This is a genomic window from Janthinobacterium sp. HH102 (assembly GCF_001758625.2).
Lineage (GTDB): Bacteria > Pseudomonadota > Gammaproteobacteria > Burkholderiales > Burkholderiaceae_D > Janthinobacterium.
In genome coordinates, this window is the sequence record NZ_CP062062.1 from 2,414,339 (window position 1) to 2,434,671 (window position 20,333).

Sequence of the window (20,333 nt, forward strand, 5' to 3'; positions counted from 1 at the left end):
ATGAACCGCATCTACCGCTCCATCTGGAACCAGGCCACCGGCGCCTACGCCGCCGTTTCCGAAAACGTCAAATCCGCCGGCAAGCGCTCGCTGCCCGGATGCAGCGGGGGCGGGGCGCATTTTGCCTTGACCGGCATGGCGGCGGCGCTGATGCTCGGTTATGGCTCCTTGGCGCTGGCGGGGCCGGCGGGCGGCACGGTGGTGGCGGGCCAGGCAACGATCAATGGCGCACCGGGCGCCACGGTGATCAGGCAGGGCAGCCAGAACGCCGTGATCAACTGGGCCAGTTTCAATATCGGCAAGGGCGAATCGGTGCAGTTCCAGCAGCCCAACAGCAACGCGGTGGCCCTGAACCGCGTTCTGGGCGGCGACGGTACTACCATCCTGGGCAACTTGTCGGCCAACGGCAAGGTGTTCATCGTCAATCCGAACGGCATCCTGTTCGGCCAGGGCGCGTCCGTGAACACGGCCGGGCTGGTGGCGTCCACCCTGGACATCAGCAACGCCGACTTCATGGCGGGCAAGTACCAGTTTTCCGGCAATGGCACGGGGAAAGTCCTGAACCAGGGCAGCATCAGCGCGCCGGGCGGCTATGTGGCCCTGCTGGGCGCGCACGTCTCGAATAAAGGCACGATCCAGGCACGTCTGGGTTCGGTAGCCCTGGCCGCGGGCAAGGCGATCACCCTGGACGTGGCCGGTGACGGCTTGCTCAATGTGGCCGTCAACGCAGGCGCCGTGGGCGCTTTGGTCAACAATGGCGGCCTGATCCAGGCCGACGGCGGCAGCGTGGTGCTCACGGCGCAGGCGGCGGGCGACTTGCTGAAAACCGCCGTCAACAACACGGGCGTGATCGAGGCGCACACGATAGCCACGCGCGGCGGCACGATCAAGTTGCTGGGTGACATGCAAAGCGGCACGGTGAACGCGGCCGGCACCCTGGACGCCAGCGCGTCCGACGGCGGCAATGGCGGCTTCATCGATACGTCGGCCGCGCACGTGAAGATCGACGATGCGCTGAAGGTGACGACGGCATCGAGCAAGGGCCTGGCCGGCACCTGGCTGATCGACCCGACCGACTTCAATATCGCCGTTTCCGGCGGCGACATGACGGGCGCTTTCCTGAGCAACTCCTTGAAATCGGGCAATGTGCAAATCCAGAGCGTGTCGGGCGGCAGCGGCACGCAGGGCAACATCAACGTCAACGACAACATCAACTGGACCGCCAACAAGCTGACCCTGACGGCACAGAACAACATCAACATCAACAAGGCCATGCGCGGCGCAGGCACGGCCAGCCTGGCGCTCGAATACGGCCAGAGCGGGGTCGCCGCCGGCAATCTGTCGACGTACAACGTCAAGGCCGAAGTGGATTTGCCATCGGGCAATAACTTCAGCACCAAGCTGGGCAGCAATGGCAGCGTGACCGTGTATCAGGTGATCAACAGCCTGGGCGCCTTCAACAGCACCACCGGCAGCGACGTGCAGGGCATGCAGGGCAATTTGTCCGGCAAGTACGTGCTGGGCAGCAATATCGATGCGCGCGGCACCTCCGGCTGGGATGGCGGCAAGGGATTTGCGCCCATCGGCAGCGATGCGGCGCCTTTCACGGGCACGCTCGATGGCCTGGGCCATGAAATCGTGGGGTTGACGATCAACCGCCCTGACGTGCCTGTCGGGATGTTCGGCAATATCGGCGCTGCCGCTGCCGTGCGCAATATGGGTTTTAGCGGCGTCAGCGTTGCCGGATCGGCCGCCAACTATAGCAGCACCTATGCGGGCATAGGCGCACTGGCTGCCGTCAACAGCGGCAAGATCGATAATGTGTATAGCAGTGGTGCCGTGAGCGCCTCCGGTTATGTCAATCTGGGCGGCCTGGTGGGCATCAATGCCGGAACGATCAGCAATAGCCGCGTCTCCGGCACGGTCGTCTCCGCGGGCGATCCCGGGCCGGGCGGCTACGGCGCGGCAGGCGGCTTTGTGGGCCTCAACGCCGTAGGCGGCTTGATCAAGAACAGTTCCAGCTCCGCCACCACCAGCTCCACGCGCTACGTGGCGGCCGGGCTGGTGGTCACCAACTCCGGTGCGATCAGCGATAGCTATGCGACGGGCACCGTGAACGCAGGAGCCAACTATGGCGGCGGCCTGGTCAGCTTTAATAATGGCAGTATCAGCAATAGTTACGCGACCGGCGCGATGAACGCCTCGGGCAGTGCCGGCGGCCTGGTGGGGACCAATAACAGCGGCAGCGCGACCATCAGCAATAGCTACGCGACGGGCAAGGTCACCTCCACCGGCGGCTATGTCGGCGGCCTGGTGGGCCTGTTGCGTGGAACCTTGAGCAACAGCTATGCGACGGGCGACGTGCAGACCACCGGGCTGGCCGGCGGCGTGGTCGGCTACAACGTGGGCGGCACCATCACGAATGTCTATACCACCGGCAAGGTGACGGGCGGCGGCGCCAGCGTGGGCGCCATCGTCGGCGAGCACAACGGCGGTAGCGTCAACCGCGCCTATTTTGACAGCACGATCAATTCCGGCCTGAATGGCATCGGCCGAAGCTTCAATGGCGCCACCTCGAATGCGCAAGGGCTGAGCACGGCGCAGATGCTGGTATCGAGTAATTATGTGGGGTTCAATTTCACGGCCACGGGCGGCGCCACCGGCAATAATTGGGTGGCGGTCAGCGCCGACGGCACCCTCAATGGCGCTGCCGGCACGCGCCCCATGCTGGCGTCGGAGTGGTCAAATACCATCAATTCGGCGCACCAGCTGCAATTGATGGCGATGAACAAGACAGCCAGCTACACGCTGGGCAGCAGCTTCAGCGCCGCCACGACGGCGGCCAATGGCCAGGATATCTGGGGAACCACTGGCTTCATCCCCGTCGGCGCGGCAGGTTCGGCCTTCACGGGCAGCCTCGACGGCACCGGCCATATCATTTCCAGTCTGACCATTGCCAAGGCGGGCGTGAACAACGTGGGCCTGTTCGGCGCCATCGGCAGCGGCGGGGTGGTGGCGAATGTGGGCTTGTCCGGCGGCAGCGTAGCGGGCGGCACGAATGTGGGCGCCCTGGCCGGCAGCAATGCCGGCACGATCAGCGGCAGCTTTGCCACCAGCGGCGTGACGAGCACGTCCACCGGAGGCGGCCTGGTGGGCAGCAATACGGGCACGGTGGCGGACAGCTATGCCAGCGGGGCCGTGAGCGGCACCAGCATCGTCGGCGGCCTCGTCGGCAGCAATGGCGGCAGCATCGCCAACAGTTATGCGAACGGCAGCGTGAGCGGTTCCAGCAATGTGGGCGGCCTGGTGGGCGCCAGTACGGGCAGCACTACGGGCAGCTATTGGGACACGACGGCCAGCGGCCAGGCGAACAGCATGGGTGGTACCGCCATGACGACGGCGCAGCTGAAAAACCTGTCGAATTACACGGGCGCCGGCTGGGAACTGGCGCAGATGTGGGTGGTCTACGACGGCCAGAGCGCGCCTTTCCTGCGCTCGTTCATGAAGCAGATCGCCGTGCGCGTTTCCTACGACAGCAAGGTGTATGACGGCGTGGCCTACGCAGGCGGCAGCAATAGCGTCACCTACTCGAACACGGTGGATGGCGCCAACCTGCTCGGTACGGTCGTGTATGCGGGCAATGCCGCCGGCGCCGTCAATGCGGGCACCTATGGCGTGTCGGCCAGCGGCCTGTACGCTTCGGGTGGCCAGTCCGGCTACGCCATCAGCTATATCGATGGCGGCCTGGTGATCACGCCCAAGTCCGTCACCCTGAGCGGCGCGGCGGTGGGCGACAAAGTGTACGACGGCACCACCGTGGCCGCCATCAGCGGCACCCTGAACGGCGTGCTGGCGGGCGACCTGGCCAATGTCAGTTCGACCGTGAATGGCACGTTTGTCAGCAAGAATGCCGGCAACGGCATCGCCGTGACGGTCAACGCGGCCCTGGGCGGCAGCGCCGGCGGCAACTATGCGCTGGTGCCCGTGAACGGCTTGACGGGCAATATCAGCAAGGCCACCATCAGCGGCGTGAGCGGTATTGTTGCTGGAAATAAAGTGTATGACGGCACCGCCACGGCCAGCCTGAACACGGCGGGCGCCACGTTCGCGGGCATGATCGGTGGCGACAGTCTGAGCGTGTCGGGCGCCAGCGGCAGTTTTGCCGACAAGAATGCAGGCACAGGCAAGACGGTCAGCATCAGCGGCATCGTACTGGGCGGCACGGATGCCGGCAACTACAACCTGACCGGCACCACGGCCAGCAGCAGCGCCGATATCAGCAAGGCCACCCTCAGCGGCGTGACCGGTATCGTTGCCGGAAATAAAGTGTATGACGGCGGCCAGGCCGCCAGCCTGAACATGGCTGGGGCGTCGTTCACGGGGATGGTGGGCGGCGACAACCTGACGGTCTCGGGCGCCAGCGGCAGTTTTGCCGACAAGAACGCGGGCACAGGCAAGACGGTCAATATCAGCGGCATGGTCCTGGGCGGCACGGATGCTGGTAATTATAATTTCACCAATACTTTGGCCAGCAGCACAGCCAACATCAGCAAGGCCACCATCAGCGGCGTGAGCGGTATTGTTGCTGGAAATAAAGTGTATGACGGCACTGCCACGGCCAGCCTGAACACGGCGGGCGCCACGTTTGCGGGCATGATCGGTGGCGACAGCCTGAGCGTGGCGGGCGCCAGCGGCAGTTTTGCCGACAAGAACGCGGGCACAGGCAAGACGGTCAGCATCAGCGGCATCGTGCTGGGCGGCACGGATGCCGGCAACTACAATTTGACCGGCACCACGGCCAGCGGCAGCGCCGATATCAGCAAGGCCACCATCAGCGGCGTGACCGGTATCGTTGCCGGAAATAAAGTGTACGACGGCGGTGTGGTCGCCAGCCTGAACATGGCTGGGGCGTCGTTCACGGGGATGGTGGGCGGCGACAACCTGACGGTCTCGGGCGCCAGCGGCAGTTTTGTCGACAAGAACGCGGGCACAGGCAAGACGGTCAATATCAGCGGCATGGTCCTGGGCGGCACAGACGCTGGAAATTATGATTTTACCAACGCTACCGCCAGCAGCACGGCCAATATCAGCAAGGCCACCATCAGCGGCGTGAGCGGCATTGTTGCTGGAAATAAAGTGTATGACGGCAGCACGGCCGCCAGCCTGGATGCGGCGGGCGCCACGTTTGCGGGCATGATCGGTGGCGACAGCCTGAGCGTGTCGGGCGCCAGCGGCAGTTTTGCCGACAAGAATGCAGGCACAGGCAAGATGGTCAGCATCAGCGGCATCGTGCTGGGCGGCACGGATGCCGGCAACTACAATTTGACCGGCACCACGGCCAGCGGCAGCGCCGATATCAGCAAGGCCACCATCAGTGGCGTGACCGGTATCGTTGCCGGAAATAAAGTGTACGACGGCAGCACGGCCGTCAGCCTGAACACGGCTGGCGCCGCTTTCAGCGGCATGGCCGGCGGCGACAACCTGACGGTATCGAACGCGACCGCCTCCTTCAGCGACAAGAACGCGGGCAATGGCAAGACGGTCAATGTCAGCGGCATCGTGCTGGGCGGCACGGACGCAGGCAATTACAACCTGGCCAGCGACACGGCCAGCAGCAGTGCCAATATCAGCGCCAAGGCGCTGACGCTGACGGGCTTTACCGGCAACAATAAAGTCTACGACGGCACAGCCAGTGCGAACCTGACCGGCGGCACCCTGAATGGCCTGGTCAATTCGGAAACCCTGGCCTTCACTGTCCAGGGGGCAAGCTACAGCGACAAGAACGCGGGCACGGGCAAGGCCATTACGGTGGGCGGCGTGAGCTTGAGCGACGGCAGCGGCCTGGCCGGCAACTACACGCTGAGTACGCCAAACGGCATGACGGGCGATATCGCGAAGGCAACGATTTCCAGCATTAGCGGTTTGAGCGCCCTGGACAAGATCTATAACGGCAACCTCAACGTCAGCCTCAGTCCCGGCCAGGCGGTGATCAACGGCAAGATTGCTGGCGACGATGTGCAATTGTTCAGCGCGAGCGGTGCATTCACGGATAAAAACGTGGGCAGCAACAAGGCCGTCAATATCACGACTATCACCTTGTCCGGCAGCGATCTGGTCAATTATGACTTCCTCAACAATACGGCCAGCGCCACGGCCAGTATCACGCCCAAGGCCGTCACGCTCTCCGGTGTGACTGCCGGCAATAAAGTCTACGATGGCACGACAGCGGCAGTCTTGTCGGGCGGCACCCTGACCGGCATGGTCGCGGATGAAACGCTGGGCTTCAGCGGCGGTGTCGGCAGCTTTAGCGACAAGAATGCCGGTACCGGCAAGGTGGTGACCATCAGCGGCGCCAGCTTGCAGGATGGCACTGGCCTGGCCAGCAATTATGCCTTCAGCAGTCCCGCCAACGTGAACGCCGACATCAGCAAGGCGACCATCAGCGGCGTGACAAACGTGGGTGTCAACAACAAGACCTATGATGGCTCGGCCATGGCCACGCTCAACGGCGCGGCGACCTTCAATGGCATGGTGAACGGCGACAGCCTGACCGTGGCCGGCAACGGCGCCTTCAGCGACAAGAATGCGGGCACGGGCAAGACGGTGGCGGTCAGCGGCATCACGCTCGGCGGCGCCGATGCGGACAATTACAACCTTGCCAGCACGGTTGCCAGTGGCACGGCCAGCATCACGCCGGCGTCCATCAGCGCTATTTCCGGCATCGTGGCGGCAAACAAGGTGTATGACGGCGGCACGGCGGCCAGCCTGAATCTGGCGGGCGCCAGCTTCAATGGCATGGTGGCCGGCGACGTCCTGAGCCTGGCTGGCGGGCCCGTCCTTGGCGCGTTCAGCGACAAGAATGCGGCAACGGGCAAGACCGTGAATATCAGCGGTCTGGGCCTGGCCGGCGCCGATGCGGGCAATTACGTATTGGCCAGCAGCCTGGCCAGCAACACGGCCGATATCACGCCGGCGGCCCTGACGGTCAGCGCCACCGGCATCAACAAGGTGTACGACGCCACCACGAACGCCGCCGTTTCCTTGCGCGACAACCGTATCGGCAATGATCAGCTCAATATTGCCAGCAATGGCGCCAGTTTCAGCGACAAGAATGCGGGCGCGGGCAAGACGGTGACGGTGGCGGGCATACGCCTGAGCGGGGCCGATGCGGGCAATTACGTGGTCAACACCACGGCCAGCACCACGGCCACGATCTCGCAGGCACTGCTGACGGTGAAAGTCGACAATGCGGCAAAAGACCAGGGACGCGCCAATCCCGACTTCAGCGCCAGCTACAGCGGCTTGCTCGGCGGCGACACGCTGGCCACCGAAGTGAGCGGTCAGCTGGCCTTCGGCACGCCGGCGACGACGGCTTCCGCGGCAGGCAATTATCTGGTCTCGGCCTCGGGCCAGGCGTCGACCAATTACGCCCTGAATTATGTGGACGGCGTGCTGAAAGTCAATCCGACGGAAGCGCTGCAAAGCGCCGTTGCGAACGTGATCGCGGCTGTTGCCGTGGCGCCGTCGCAGGGCAATATGGTGCAGGCCGACATGATCGTCAGCGGCGAGACGGCGCCAGGCAAGCCTGCCGCCGCGCAGGATGCGCCGCGCGAGGGAGAGAAGGGTGGCTCGGGCAGCGCACCGCTGGTGCAACTGGCCGGCAACGTCGTCAGCAATGTCTTGCCAGGCCTGCGCCTGAGCGTGGTGGACAGCGGCTTGCGCTTGCCGGTTGAGGTTTCCGTCGGTACGCGCCAGGACAGCCAGTAAGGTCCGCCGCGTCACCAGATGCCGGCGCCGGAGTGCCGCTTCGTGTTTCGAGGCGGCATTTTCATGCCTTCGCATCGTCGCAACACTTTTACAATGGCTGCATCATCCTTGTTTTCCGTCAGAGGCGCAGCGCTGAACAGAAAGTACAATCGCATGACATCCCATTTCATCGGCGTGGCAGGCTTGCCACGCGCCGGTTCCACCTTGCTGTGCCAGCTGCTGGCGCAGCATCCCGACTTGCATTGCGAAGGCAATAGCTCGCCCTTGTGCAACGCCTTGCTGGGCATGCGGCGCATGGTCAGCGACGACGCTTTTTTCCTGTCGCAGCTCGACAGCACCTTCGACGCCAGTTACGGCCACCTGAAAACGGCCATGCAGGGCTTTCTGCGCGGCTGGTACCGGGATTGCGGCAAGCAGGGCGTGGTCGACAAGAACCGCGCCTGGCTGCATTGCGTGGAAATGCTGCTGCAGCTGGCGCCGGAAGCGAAGATCATCGTCTGCGTGCGTGAACTGGGCCAGGTCTACGGCTCCATCGAAGCGCAGCACCAGCGCACCATCCTGCTCGATTTTGTCGACCATCTGGCCGATTTTGACCGCCTGGGCCGGGCTGACATGCTGTTTGCCAAGGACCGCACCATCGGCGCTCCCCTGAGTTCCCTGCATGCCGTGCTGGACCTGCCTGCCGAAGTGCAGCAAAAGCTGTATTTCGTGCGCTTCGAAGACTTGATGGCGCGGCCCGTGGAATGCATGTCCCACCTGTACACCTGGCTGGGCCTGGCACCGTTCCAGATCGACCCGCACGATCTTGCCGTGGGTATCCAGGAAAGCGACAGCCACTACCGCATGAAATACACGCACCGCCAGCAGGCGACGATCAGCGCGCCCGGGCAGCATGCGATTCCGCCGCGCATCCAGGCGCAGATCGAAAGCGCCTATGGCTGGTTTTACGACCTGTATTATCCGCAACACCAACGTGCGGCAACGCCATCGGCCTGAAAACACCTGCGGCAGTGCCAATACCACTTGCCGCAGTGCTGCCGGCGCGGTATTGCCGGCAGTTGTCTTGAAAACGCCTTTTTTCTCTCTTCCCACTCTTCGCTTGCCGCACCGTGGCCGCGCCGCCTGAAGTCACTGGTATTGTAAAAAACACCGTATTATAAAACCACTTGACTACCAATTTTCGGCGTCGCATTCTTGGTGCAGAAAGCCGACGCTTCGCTGTGCTTTCTTTACGTACAACATAAAAAGCTACTTCGATAGTTTTCGTATAACGTTCAGGAGACACTGTGAAGACACGGCAAATTAGCCGGCTGGCCTCGCCCTTGATGGCTGGCCTGCTGGGCAGCGCGCTGCTCGCTTGCGGCGGCAATTCCACCACCGAACCCCCATCGACCCTGCTGGCCGCCACGGCCGCCAGCGACAGTTGCGCAGCCTGGAGCGCCAGCGCCGTCTACACGGCGGGCCAGTGCGCCGTCTACGACGGCAAGGTATACCGGGCCAAATGGTGGGTGCAGGGCACGGCGCCGAACAACGACCAGTGGGGACCGTGGCGTCTCGATACCACCACGCCGACGCCCACCCCGACGCCGACGCCAACGCCAACGCCTACACCCACGCCCACGCCCACGCCTACTCCCACGCCGGGCGTGCCCACCAGGGCCCAGGCCGAGGCGAACGAGGCGGCGCTGACGAACAACGATTTCTTCCGCAAAGTCAAGGCGTCGATCCGCACGCTGGGCAATGCGGCCGTCGAAGCCGTCCAGCCTGGACTGGCCGGCAATCCGCTCAACGTCAAGCGCGTCGAACGTCTGCTGCCGGCGGCGAAGTGGGATTATTATTTTGCCGCGCGCGATACAAGCTATACCTACCAGCGCTTCCTGCAAGCGGTGGCCAAGTTTCCCGCCGTGTGCGACGACTACAGCGACGGGCGCAATGCGGACGCCATCTGCCGCCACAGCCTGGCCACCATGTTCGCCCATTTCGGGCAGGAAACGGGCGACCATAACGCCAGCAGCCCGCTGCCGCAATGGCGCCAGGGCTTGAAGTATTTGCGCGAACTGGGCTGCGACGAGACGGGCGCCGGCTGCGGCTACAACGTCGAGTGCGCCGATCCCGTCTTCAACAAGGTATGGACGTGCGGCAAGAATGCCGACGGCAGCTTCAAGAAGTATTTCGGCCGCGGCGCCAAGCAGCTGTCGTACAACTACAACTACGGCCCGTTCTCGCAAGCCATGCATGACGGCGACCAGTCCGTGCTGCTGAAAAATCCCGACCTCGTCGCCTCGACCTGGCTGAACCTGGCGTCGGCCACTTTCTTCTTTGTCTATCCGCAACCGCCGAAACCATCGATGCTGCACGTGCTCGACGGCACCTGGGTGCCGAACGCGGCCGATACGACGGCAGGCGCGGGCAATAATTTCGCCACCACCATCATGATCATCAACGCCGAATGCGGGCAGGGCACGGAAAAGCAGGCCGCGCAAAACCGTATCGATTACTACAAGCAATTTGCCGCCGACATGGGCTGGGATTATTCCGGCGAACAGCTGTCCTGCGCCAACATGCAACGCTTCACCCCGGCCAGTTCCGCTGCCTACAACATCTATTGGGAAAAGAACTGGAGCGCCGGTGGCGAGAACCAATGCCAGCTGGTCAGCTATCAAACCCCGTACAGCGCCTTGCTGGCCGGGAACTACGTGAAATGCGTGGAAGCCAACTGGAATGTGAAGTTGCAGTAGCAGTCTATGCAGGACAGCCGGCCAGGGATAACAGTTGACAAGAGCCCCTCGAGGGGCCTGCAACAGCTCTCGATGTAAAACCATAACGGAGACCAATACAACATGAAATCGAATGCATTATTGATGGCCCTGCTCAGCGGCGTGCTCGTCGCTTGCGGCGGGGGCCAGGAAGGCACGACCGCCACGCCAAACACCTTGCTCGCCGCCGTGGAAGCGTGCGCCGTCTGGGATGCCGCCACCGTCTACACGGGCGGCCAGTGCGTGACGTACCAGGGTGTCACCTACAAGGCCAAATGGTGGACGCAAGGCAATGTCCCCAGCGCGGCCGACCAGTGGGGCCCCTGGGCCGTGACGGATACGCCAACTCCGACACCAACGCCGACCCCGACCCCGACGCCGACGCCGACACCGACACCGACTCCGACTCCGACCCCAACGCCGACCCCAACGCCGACTCCCACGCCAACCCCCACGCCAACCCCCACGGCTTGCCGTCCCGACGGCCTGATTTCGGCCGTGCCGAATGTGCCGTATTGCAAGGTATATGACGCGAATGGGCGCGAAGTGCTGGGCAATGGCTTGAACCGGCGCATCGTCGGCTATTTCGCCAGCTGGCGCACGGGTGTCGATGGCAGCCCGACTTACCTGGTGAATAACCTGCCTTGGGATAAGATCACCCACCTGAATTATGCGTTCGCTTCCGTCGATCCGGCCACGTCGAAGATCGCCATCGGCAGCGGCGCGGCCAATCCCGATACGGGCCTCACCTGGCCGAACGTGCCGGCCGCGGCCATGGACCCGTCCCTGCCGTACAAGGGCCATTTCAACTTGCTGGCCCAATACAAGAAGAAGTATCCGGGCGTGAAACTGATGATTTCCGTGGGCGGCTGGGCCGGCAGCGGCGGCTTCTACACGGCCACGACGAACGCGGACGGCAGCATCAACACGGCCGGCATCAACACTCTGGCCGACTCGATGGTGGCCTTCGTGCGCCAGTACAACTTCTTCGATGGCGTCGACGTCGATTACGAACACCCGACCACCAACAATGAAGCGGGTAATCCGAACGACTTCGCCGTGTCGAAACCGCGGCTGGCCGGGCTGATGACGAGCTACAACGTGCTGCTGAAAGTGCTGCGCCAGAAGCTCGACGAAGCGGCCGTGCAGGACAATAAATACTATCTGCTCACCATCGCCGGTTCCGCCTCGGGCTGGGTCTTGCGGGGCGAGGAAAATATGTCGGGATTGAAATATCTCGATTACGCCAGCCTGATGAGCTATGACTTGCACGGTGCGTGGAATCAGTACGTGGGACCGAACGCGGCGCTGTTTGACGATGGCAACGATGGCGAATTGCGTGCCGGTAACGCCTACCAGTTCCAGAACATCGGCTACCTGAACACGGACTGGGCCTACCGCTACTACCGGGGCGCCATGCAGGCGGGCCGCATCAATATCGGCGTGCCGTTCTACACGCGGGGCTGGAAGGATGTGACGGGCGGCACCAATGGCTTGTGGGGCACGACGCCGCTGATCAGCTCCACCGTCACCTGCGCCGGCACCAAGACGTGCGGCACGGGCGCCACCGGCATCGACAACGTGTGGTACGACCTCGATACACAAGGCAAGCCCACGCCAGGCGGCGGCAACCCCATCTGGCATGCATTGAACTTGCAAAACGGCATCGTTCCAAGCTACCTGGACGCGTATAAAGTCACGGACAAGGCGCTGGTGGGCACGTATGTGCCGTACTACAGCAGCACCATGGTGGCGCCGTGGCTGTGGAATGCGACCAAGAAAGTGTTTATTTCCACGGAAACCACGCAGTCGATCGCGGCCAAGGCCCAGTACATCGTCAACAACAATATCGGCGGCGTGATGATCTGGGAAATGGCGGGCGACTATGCCTGGGATGCCACGCGTAATGGCGGCAAGGGCGAGTACTTCATGGGCACCACCTTGACGGACGTGCTGTACCAGGCATTCCGCACGGCTGGCGCGTACGGCAACAAGCGCGCCGAAATCGCCATGCCGGGCACGGCGGCCAACGTCAGCATCACCCTGGGCGGCTGGAAGCTGGGCGACAACAACTTCCCCATCAACCCGGTGATGACGGTGAAGAACAACACCACATCGACCCTGCCGGGCGGCACCGTGGTGGAGTTCGACTATCCCGTGTCGGCACCGTCGGACATGAGCGACCAGTCCGGCTTCGGTTTGACGGTGATCAATGCCGGCTACACGGGGCCGAACAATATCGGCGGCTTCACGAAGAACTACAACCGGGCCCGCTTTGCGATTCCCGCCTGGCAATCGCTGGCGCCGGGCGGCTCCGTGGCGCTGACCCTGAACTACCGTTTGCCGATCTCGGGACCGGCCAACTACACGGTCACCGTCGGCGGCACCAAGTATGCCTTGACGCAGGAGTATCCGGAACTGCCGGTGGCCTTGCCGTAAGTTGAATCCGGCAGGGTAAACAGAAAAGGGCGGAATCGAGGTTCCGCCCTTTTTTCGGGGTCAGACCCGTCGGGTCTGACCCCAGCCTTTGCTTCTGGGTTGTTTCAGCTTAAAACCACGTCTCCACCTGGAAACCATAGGAAGTACCGCTGGTATTGTTGTTGTAGATCGGGCCGCCGTTGTTCGACGCATTGACCGAGGCGGTGGCCGCATCGTTCCATTTGCCGTAGGTCACGAAAGCGCGCAGTTCAGGGCGCGACCACAGGCCAGGGCCGGCCGAGATCGTCGGGGCGATGGTCAGCTTGGTCAGGCGCTTGGCCGGCAGGCCGCCCGCTTGCGTCACGCGGTCCGTGCCCAGTTCGCCCACCAGCTTGAAGTTGTTGGTGAACGCGTACACGGGACGCACGCCGACCGAGGTCCAGGTCGAGGAACCGTTGGCGTTCGATTCGTCTTTTTGCCACAGGGCGACGAATTCCATGCCGAAATTGGCCATCGGCTGGATCGCCATGTCATTGAAGATGCGCGTGCGTTTCACGTCCGAACCGAAATTGGTGTCGCCCGACGCGCCGAACTGCGCGCCCTTGCCGGTGCCGGGACCGACGCCGTACTGCACGCCGAAGGTATTGCCGCCGCCGAACACTTTCGCCTGGCGGTGGAAGGCCGACAATTGCCAGCCGTTATGCTTCTGGCCGTAAGCGTCGTTGTCCTTGCCTTCGCCGATGATGTAGGTCGCGGCCAGGTCCAGGGTACCGTTTTCATTGACGGGAATCTCGCCGTAGATGAAGTTCTGGCGCACGGCCGATTTGGTGCTGACGACGCCGGTCTTCGACACGGTGTTGATGTCGTTGTCCTTGAAGAAAGCGTACGAGAATTTACCGGGGCCGGCAGGAATGCGGTCCAGGCCGGCGCCCGTCCCGTTCATGTTGATGTACTGCAAGTCCAGCATGTGGATGTCAGGACGGTAGTAGAAGCGCTTGCCGATCCAGGCCGTGCCGCCGTTCAGGAAATCGAGTCCCTGTGCTTCGACATAGGCCTTGACGATGCCCAGTTTGTTGTCGCCGAAATCCGAGTTGGGCGCGTAAGCGTTGACCCAGATGGTGGCCAGATAGTTCACGCCGCCGGACTGGGCGACGGACTTGGTGTAGCCGAATTCCGTGTAGGCGTCGCACTCATTGCCCAGACGATATTTCATGGTATTGCCGCCCAGACCGAAGCAGCCTTGCGAACCGCCGCCGCCCGAGGTGTTGCTGCCAGCGCCGGCGCGCAGGTAGCCATGGAAGCCTTCGGCGTCGCTTGGGTACATGGGGTCGGCCATGGCGGAAGCGCTGGCAATGGCCAGGAGCAGGGCAGGTAAAGTTTTCAATGCAGTGCGATTCATGCGGTCTCCAGAAGAATGTTGGTGGTAGCGGTGGCGCCCCGAAAGGCCGGTCACCGCACACGGTCTAATGCCGAAAACCAAGTCTAGCAGCGCTTTTTTAACCACCCTGATACAAATCGAACAAGTACCGATACTTTCTTTCAAAGTGTTGTTTTTACTCAATATCGATACTCTGGTGCATGGAGGGGGTGCAAAAGAGTATCGAATTGCGGTTTTGGAGTATCAGAAAGTATCAAAGTCCGGTGCTACATTGTGGTCGTGGTGCTAAGTACCTGAGCATTGCCAACGACAAAAAACACTGGAGACACACAATGAAACGTTCCGCCATTGCCGCGCTGTGCGCCGGCGCGCTCTGCCTCAGCTCGTCCGCTTTTGCCGCAACCGACCTCGTCATCGCCACCGTCAACAACGGCCACATGATCGAAATGCAAAAGCTCAGCAAGTTCTTCGAGCAAGCCAATCCCGACATCAAGCTCAAGTGGGTGACCCTGGAAGAGGGCGTCTTGCGCCAGCGCATGACCACCGATATCGCCACCAAGGGCGGCCAGTTCGACGTGATGACCATCGGCCTGTATGAGACGCCCATCTGGGGCAAGAAAAACTGGCTGATCCCGATCAAGCCGGACGCCAAATACGATATCGACGATCTGCTGCCCGCCATCCGCGAGGGACTGTCCGGCGACGGCAAGCTGTACGCGTCGCCGTTCTATGGCGAAAGCTCGATGATCATGTACCGCAGCGACCTGGTCAAAAAGGCGGGCGTGACGATCGAAGACCGCCCCAGCTGGAACCAGCTGCGCGACGTGGCGGCCAAGCTGCACGATCCGGCCAACGGCGTGTACGGCATCTGCCTGCGCGGCAAGCCGGGCTGGGGCGACAACATGGCGCTGATCACCACCATGGCCAATTCCTACGGCGGCCAGCTGTTCGACATGCAATGGAAGCCGCAATTTACCAGCAAGCCGTGGAAGGACGCGGTCACCATGTATGTCGACCTGATGAAGAAATACGGCCCGCCGGGCGCGGCGGCCAACAGCTTCAATGAAAACCTCGCGCTGTTCAACCAGGGCAAGTGCGGCATCTGGATCGACGCGACGATCGCCGCCTCCTTCATCACCGATCCGAAGCAAAGCAAGGTGGCCGACAAGGTGGCGTTCGCCCAGTCGCCCGTCGGCGTGACGGAGCGGGGCGCCAACTGGCTGTGGATCTGGTCGCTGGCGATTCCATCGAGCTCGAAGCATCCGAACGAAGCGCAGCGCTTCATCAACTGGGCCACCTCGCCCGATTACGTGAAACTGGTGGCCAAGGAAACGAGCTGGGCCAACGTGCCGACGGGCACGCGCAAGTCGACGTATGCGAGCCCCGAGTTCCAGAAAGTGGCGAAATTTGCCGCCGCCGAAGGCAAGGCCCTGGCCACCACACGCGCCGTGCAAAGCACCTTGCCGCCGTCGCCGTACGTGGGCGTGCAATTCGCGTCGATTCCCGAATTCCAGGTGATCGGCGTGGCCGCCGGCCAGCAGATGGCGGCAGCGCTGCTGGGCAAGGTGACGGTGGAGCAGGCGCTGGAGTTGTCGCAGCAGACGGCGGAACGTGAGATGCGCAAGGGTGGGTACTACAAGTAAGACCTTTCTTGCCGTCTGGTTTATCAACAGGCGAAGAGATTGGTGGCTTAAAACTGGGGTCAGACCCGACGGGTCTGACCCCGGATTTCTGTTGATGATCATTCCCTCACGTCCCAAGAGTATCCTATGAAACGCATTATCCCCCGGACTTTGCTGACGCCGGCCGTGCTTGCCGTCTCCGTCATTTCCGTGATCCCGTTGCTGATCACCCTGTATTACGCGTTCGTGCGCTATTCCATGCTCGATCCGAGCGGCCATCCTTTCCATGGTCTGGCCAATTTCCACTTTTTCTTTACCGATGCCTCGTTCCTGCCGGCCTTGCAGAACACGTTCACCTTGCTGTTTTCCGTCATGCTGATCACGGTGGTGCTGGGCACGGCGCTGGGCTTGCTGATCAATGAAGCGTTCCCGGGGCGCGCCATCGTGCGCGTGCTGCTGATTTCGCCCTTCCTCGTCATGCCGGCCGTCAATGCCCTGATGTGGAAGAACATGCTGCTCAACCCGATCTACGGCCTGTTTGCGCAAATCAGCCTCTTCTTTGGCGCCACGCCCGTCGACTGGCTGTCGGCCCACCCCCTGTTTTCCATCATCATGATGGTCTCCTGGCAATGGCTGCCGTTTGCCTGCCTGATCTTCATGACGGCCCTGCAATCGATGGACCGCGAACAGCTGGAAGCGGCGCGCATGGATGGCGCCACCTATCTGCAGCAACTGCGTTACCTCTACATTCCCCACCTGGGCCGCGCCGTCTCGGTGGTGCTGATGATCGAGATGATCTTCCTGCTGTCGATCTTTGCGGAAATCTTTACCACCACGGGCGGCGGTCCCGGCTTCGACACGACCACCATCACCTTCATGATCTATCAGCAGGCACTGCTGTCGTATGACGTGGGAGCGGCTTCGGCCGGCGCCCTGTTCGCCGTGCTCATCGCCAACATCGCCGCCTTCTTCCTGATGCGCGTCATCGGCAAGAATCTGTCGAAATAAGGAGACCTTGATGCATAGCAAACTCAATCTGTATGGCCGCACGGCCGCCGCCTGGCTGTGCGCGCTGCTGCTGTTCTTTCCCATCTTCTGGTTGGGTCTGATGGCCTTCAAGACGGAAGGGCAAGCCATTTCCACGCCGCCGCTGCTGTTTTTCACGCCGACCCTGGACAGCTTCCGTGAAGTGCTGGCGCGCGACAATTACTTCGGCTACGCGTGGAACTCGCTGTTTACCAGCGTGGTGTCGACGGCCATCGGCCTCTTGATCGCCATCCCGGCCGCGTATTCGATGGCCTTCTTTCCCACGGGCGGCACCATCGGCTTGCTGAAATTCATGCTCAGTTCGCGCTACATGCCCGGCGTGGGCGCGCTGATGCCCATCTATATCTGCTACCAGTACTTCGGCCTGCTCGATACGCGCATCGGCCTGACCATCATGTTCATGCTGATGAACCTGCCCATCATGATCTGGCTGCTGTACACGAGCATGAAGGAGCTGCCGCGCGAAATCCTCGAGGCCTCGCGCATGGACGGCGCCACCGTGTGGGACGAGTTCCGCCACGTCGTGCTGCCCCTGTCCGTGGGCGGCATCGCTTCCACGGCGCTGGTCTGCATGGTGTGGTCGTGGAATGAATCGTTCTGGTCGCTGAACCTGGGCGCCTCCAACGCGGGCACCCTGGCCTGGCTCATCGCTTCGTATTCGAGCCCGGAAGGCCTGTTCTGGGCCAAATTGTCGGCCGCTTCGCTGATGGCCATCGCGCCCATCATGGCACTGGGCTGGTTCTGCCAGAAGCAGTTAGTACAAGGCATGACCTTTGGCGCAGTCAAATAATTAAAGAATTGAGAAAAATCATGGCTTACCTTCAACTGAGCAATATCGAGAAATTCTTTGGCGAGCACCGCGCCATCAAGGGCATCGACCTGGACATTCAACAGGGCGAGTTCGTCGTCTTCGTCGGGCCGTCCGGCTGCGGCAAATCCACCCTGCTGCGCCTGATCGCGGGCCTGGAACCGATCGACGGCGGCAAGCTGTCGCTCGACGGGCGCGACATCACGGCGCTGCCGTCGTCCAAGCGCGACCTGGCGATGGTGTTCCAGTCGTACGCGCTGTATCCGCACATGACGGTGTTCCAGAACATGTCGTTCGCGCTGAAACTGGCCGGCGTCGATCCGGCCATCATCCGCGAGAAAGTCGACAAGGCGGCGGCCATCCTCGACCTTGGGCGTTACCTGGAGCGCACGCCGAAGGAATTGTCGGGCGGCCAGCGCCAGCGGGTGGCCATCGGCCGCGCCATCGTGCGCGACCCGAAAGTGTTTCTGTTCGACGAGCCGCTGTCGAACCTCGATGCGGCCCTGCGCGTGCAGACGCGCATCGAGATCGCCAAGCTGCACCGCGAGCTGGGCGCCACCACCATCTATGTCACGCACGACCAGGTCGAGGCGATGACCCTGGCCGACCGCGTGGTGGTGCTGCGCGACGGCCAGATCGAGCAGCATGGCTCACCCCTGGAATTGTATGACCGCCCGGCGAACCGCTTCGTCGCGCAATTCATCGGCACGCCCAGCATGAACGTGGTGCCGGCCGATGCGGCGCCGCAGCTGCTGGCGCAGGCGGGCAGCGCGGCGCAGGCGGACGGTTTTGTCGGCATCCGCCCCGAGCACGTGCACCTGGGCGCGGCGCAGCCGGGCAGCGTGCCCGTCACCGTCGACCTGGTGGAGTCCTTGGGCGTGGAAACGCTGACCTATGTGCGCTTGCCGAACAATGTGCAGGTGGTGTCGCGCGGCGCGGAGCGCAGCAGCCTGCAGCCGGGCCAGCAGACCCACCTGACGTTCGAGCCGGGCTTCGTCCATTATTTCGACCGCGCCGGCAAGACCTACGCGGCGGCGAAAGGAGCGCTGTAATGGAAGCGATCGCATTGAAGCAATCGAACCTGGCCAAGCTGCCAGGGAACGTGGCCGTGCCTGCGTATGCGCGCGAGACGCTCGTGCCCGGCATCGTGCACATCGGCGTGGGCGGTTTTTTTCGCGCCCACCAGGCCGTGTATCTCGACGATTTGCTGGCCTTGCCAGGCAACGCAGAATGGGGATACTGCGGCGTGGGCTTGCTCGCGATTGATGCGGCCATGCGCGACGCCATGCGGGCGCAGGACGGTTTATATACGGTGGTCGAGCGCAGCGCGGCCGGCGACTCGGCACGTATCATCGGCTGCATCGGCGACTACCTGTATGCGCCCGACGAGCCGCAAGCCGTGCTGGAAAAGCTGGCCGACCCCGGCACGCGCATCGTCGCGCTGACCATCACCGAGGGCGGCTATTACGTCAACCAGGGCACGGGCGAATTCGATGCGCAGCACCCCGACATCGTGCAGGAACTGGCGCACCCGGAGGCGCCGCGCTGCTCGTTCGGCTACCTGGCCGCCGCCCTGGCCCTGCGCCGCCAGCGGGGACTGGCGCCATTTACCATCATGTCCTGCGATAACCTGCAAAACAATGGCGATGTGACGCGCAAGATGCTGCTGGCCTTTGTCGCCTTGCGCGACGCAGAACTGGCGCGCTGGCTGGCCACGCATGGCAGCTTCCCCAACAGCATGGTCGACCGCATCACGCCGGCCACCACGGATGAACACCGGGCGCTGGTGCGCGACAGCTTCGGCATCGTCGACGCCTGGCCCGTCGTGTGCGAACCGTTCCGCCAGTGGGTCATCGAAGACGAATTCCCGCAGGGCCGGCCGGCCTGGGAATTGGTGGGTGCGCAGATGACGCACGACGTGCTGCCGTATGAAAAGATGAAGCTGCGCTTGTTGAATGCCAGCCACCAGGCCCTGTGCTACATCGGCATGCAGCTCGGCTACACGTTTGCGCATGAAGCGATGGAGGATGCGGGCATCCGCGCGCTCGTGCGGCGCATGATGGATGACGAGGTCACGCCTTTGCTCGATAGCGTGGAAGGCATCGATCTGGCGCAATACAAGGACACCCTGATCGAGCGCTTTTCGAATCCGGCCGTGCGCGACCAGCTGGCGCGCATCGGCACGGAAGGCTCGGCGCGCATCCCGAAATTCGTGCTGCCGTCCGTGCACGAAGCGCTGGCCCGGGGCGGCGCCATCAAGCTGCTGGCGTTTACCGTGGCGTGCTGGTTCCGCTACCTGGAAGGCCACGACGAAGCGGGGCGCGAGATGCCCTTGAACGACCCGTACGCGGTGCGCCTGCGCGCGCTGGCGCTGCAGGGCGGGGTGGACGCCGCGGCGCTGCTGTCACTGCGCGAACTGTTCGGCGACCTGTCCGACGCACCCGCGTTCACGCAGGCGGTGGGGCAGTCGCTGGCCAGCCTGTATGGGCTGGGCGCGCGCGCGGCGCTGGAACAGATCGTCGCCTGACGGGGAGGGC

10 protein-coding genes are annotated in these 20,333 nt (G+C 62.8%); 9 read left to right on the forward strand and 1 reads right to left on the reverse strand.

Annotation, left to right across the window (positions count from 1 at the left end; genetic code table 11):
- The 4 genes from JAB4_RS11040 (at position 1) to JAB4_RS11055 (ending at position 12,962) form a co-directional block, all read left to right on the forward strand.
- Entirely contained in the window at positions 1–7,767 is a 7,767-nt protein-coding gene (locus JAB4_RS11040) for a YDG domain-containing protein (protein ID WP_070219215.1), read from the forward strand.
- 153 nt (positions 7,768–7,920) lie between these two features.
- Complete coding sequence (locus tag JAB4_RS11045) at positions 7,921–8,763, forward strand: sulfotransferase (RefSeq protein WP_070219214.1); 843 nt, start codon at positions 7,921–7,923, stop codon at positions 8,761–8,763.
- Positions 8,764–9,053: 290 nt separating this feature from the next.
- Positions 9,054–10,505 carry a glycoside hydrolase family 19 protein gene (locus tag JAB4_RS11050; RefSeq protein ID WP_227742139.1) on the forward strand — a complete coding sequence of 484 codons (1,452 nt, stop codon included), beginning with the start codon at positions 9,054–9,056 and terminating at the stop codon, positions 10,503–10,505.
- Positions 10,506–10,607: 102 nt separating this feature from the next.
- Positions 10,608–12,962, forward strand: a complete 2,355-nt coding sequence (locus tag JAB4_RS11055; RefSeq protein WP_071650168.1) for a glycosyl hydrolase family 18 protein — start codon at positions 10,608–10,610, stop codon at positions 12,960–12,962.
- Between the two features lie 109 nt (positions 12,963–13,071).
- Here JAB4_RS11055 and JAB4_RS11060 read toward each other — a convergent pair whose 3' ends face one another.
- Positions 13,072–14,340, reverse strand: a complete 1,269-nt coding sequence (locus JAB4_RS11060) for a carbohydrate porin (protein ID WP_070308472.1) — start codon at positions 14,338–14,340, stop codon at positions 13,072–13,074.
- A gap of 416 nt (positions 14,341–14,756) precedes the next feature.
- On the opposite strand from JAB4_RS11060, the gene JAB4_RS11065 reads away from it, so the two are divergent.
- The 5 genes from JAB4_RS11065 (at position 14,757) to JAB4_RS11085 (ending at position 20,323) form a co-directional block, all read left to right on the forward strand.
- Positions 14,757–15,962, forward strand: a complete 1,206-nt coding sequence (locus JAB4_RS11065) for a sugar ABC transporter substrate-binding protein (protein WP_227742170.1) — start codon at positions 14,757–14,759, stop codon at positions 15,960–15,962.
- A 126-nt stretch (positions 15,963–16,088) separates the two neighbouring features.
- Positions 16,089–16,949, forward strand: coding sequence for a sugar ABC transporter permease (locus tag JAB4_RS11070; protein ID WP_070219872.1), 861 nt, complete (start codon positions 16,089–16,091; stop codon positions 16,947–16,949).
- A 10-nt stretch (positions 16,950–16,959) separates the two neighbouring features.
- Entirely contained in the window at positions 16,960–17,778 is an 819-nt protein-coding gene (locus tag JAB4_RS11075; protein ID WP_070219870.1) for a carbohydrate ABC transporter permease, read from the forward strand.
- A 20-nt stretch (positions 17,779–17,798) separates the two neighbouring features.
- Positions 17,799–18,848 carry an ABC transporter ATP-binding protein gene (locus JAB4_RS11080; RefSeq protein WP_070219868.1) on the forward strand — a complete coding sequence of 350 codons (1,050 nt, stop codon included), beginning with the start codon at positions 17,799–17,801 and terminating at the stop codon, positions 18,846–18,848.
- Entirely contained in the window at positions 18,848–20,323 is a 1,476-nt protein-coding gene (locus tag JAB4_RS11085) for a mannitol dehydrogenase family protein (protein WP_070219866.1), read from the forward strand. The genes JAB4_RS11080 and JAB4_RS11085 overlap by 1 nt, the downstream gene beginning before the upstream one ends.
- Positions 20,324–20,333 lie beyond the last annotated feature (10 nt).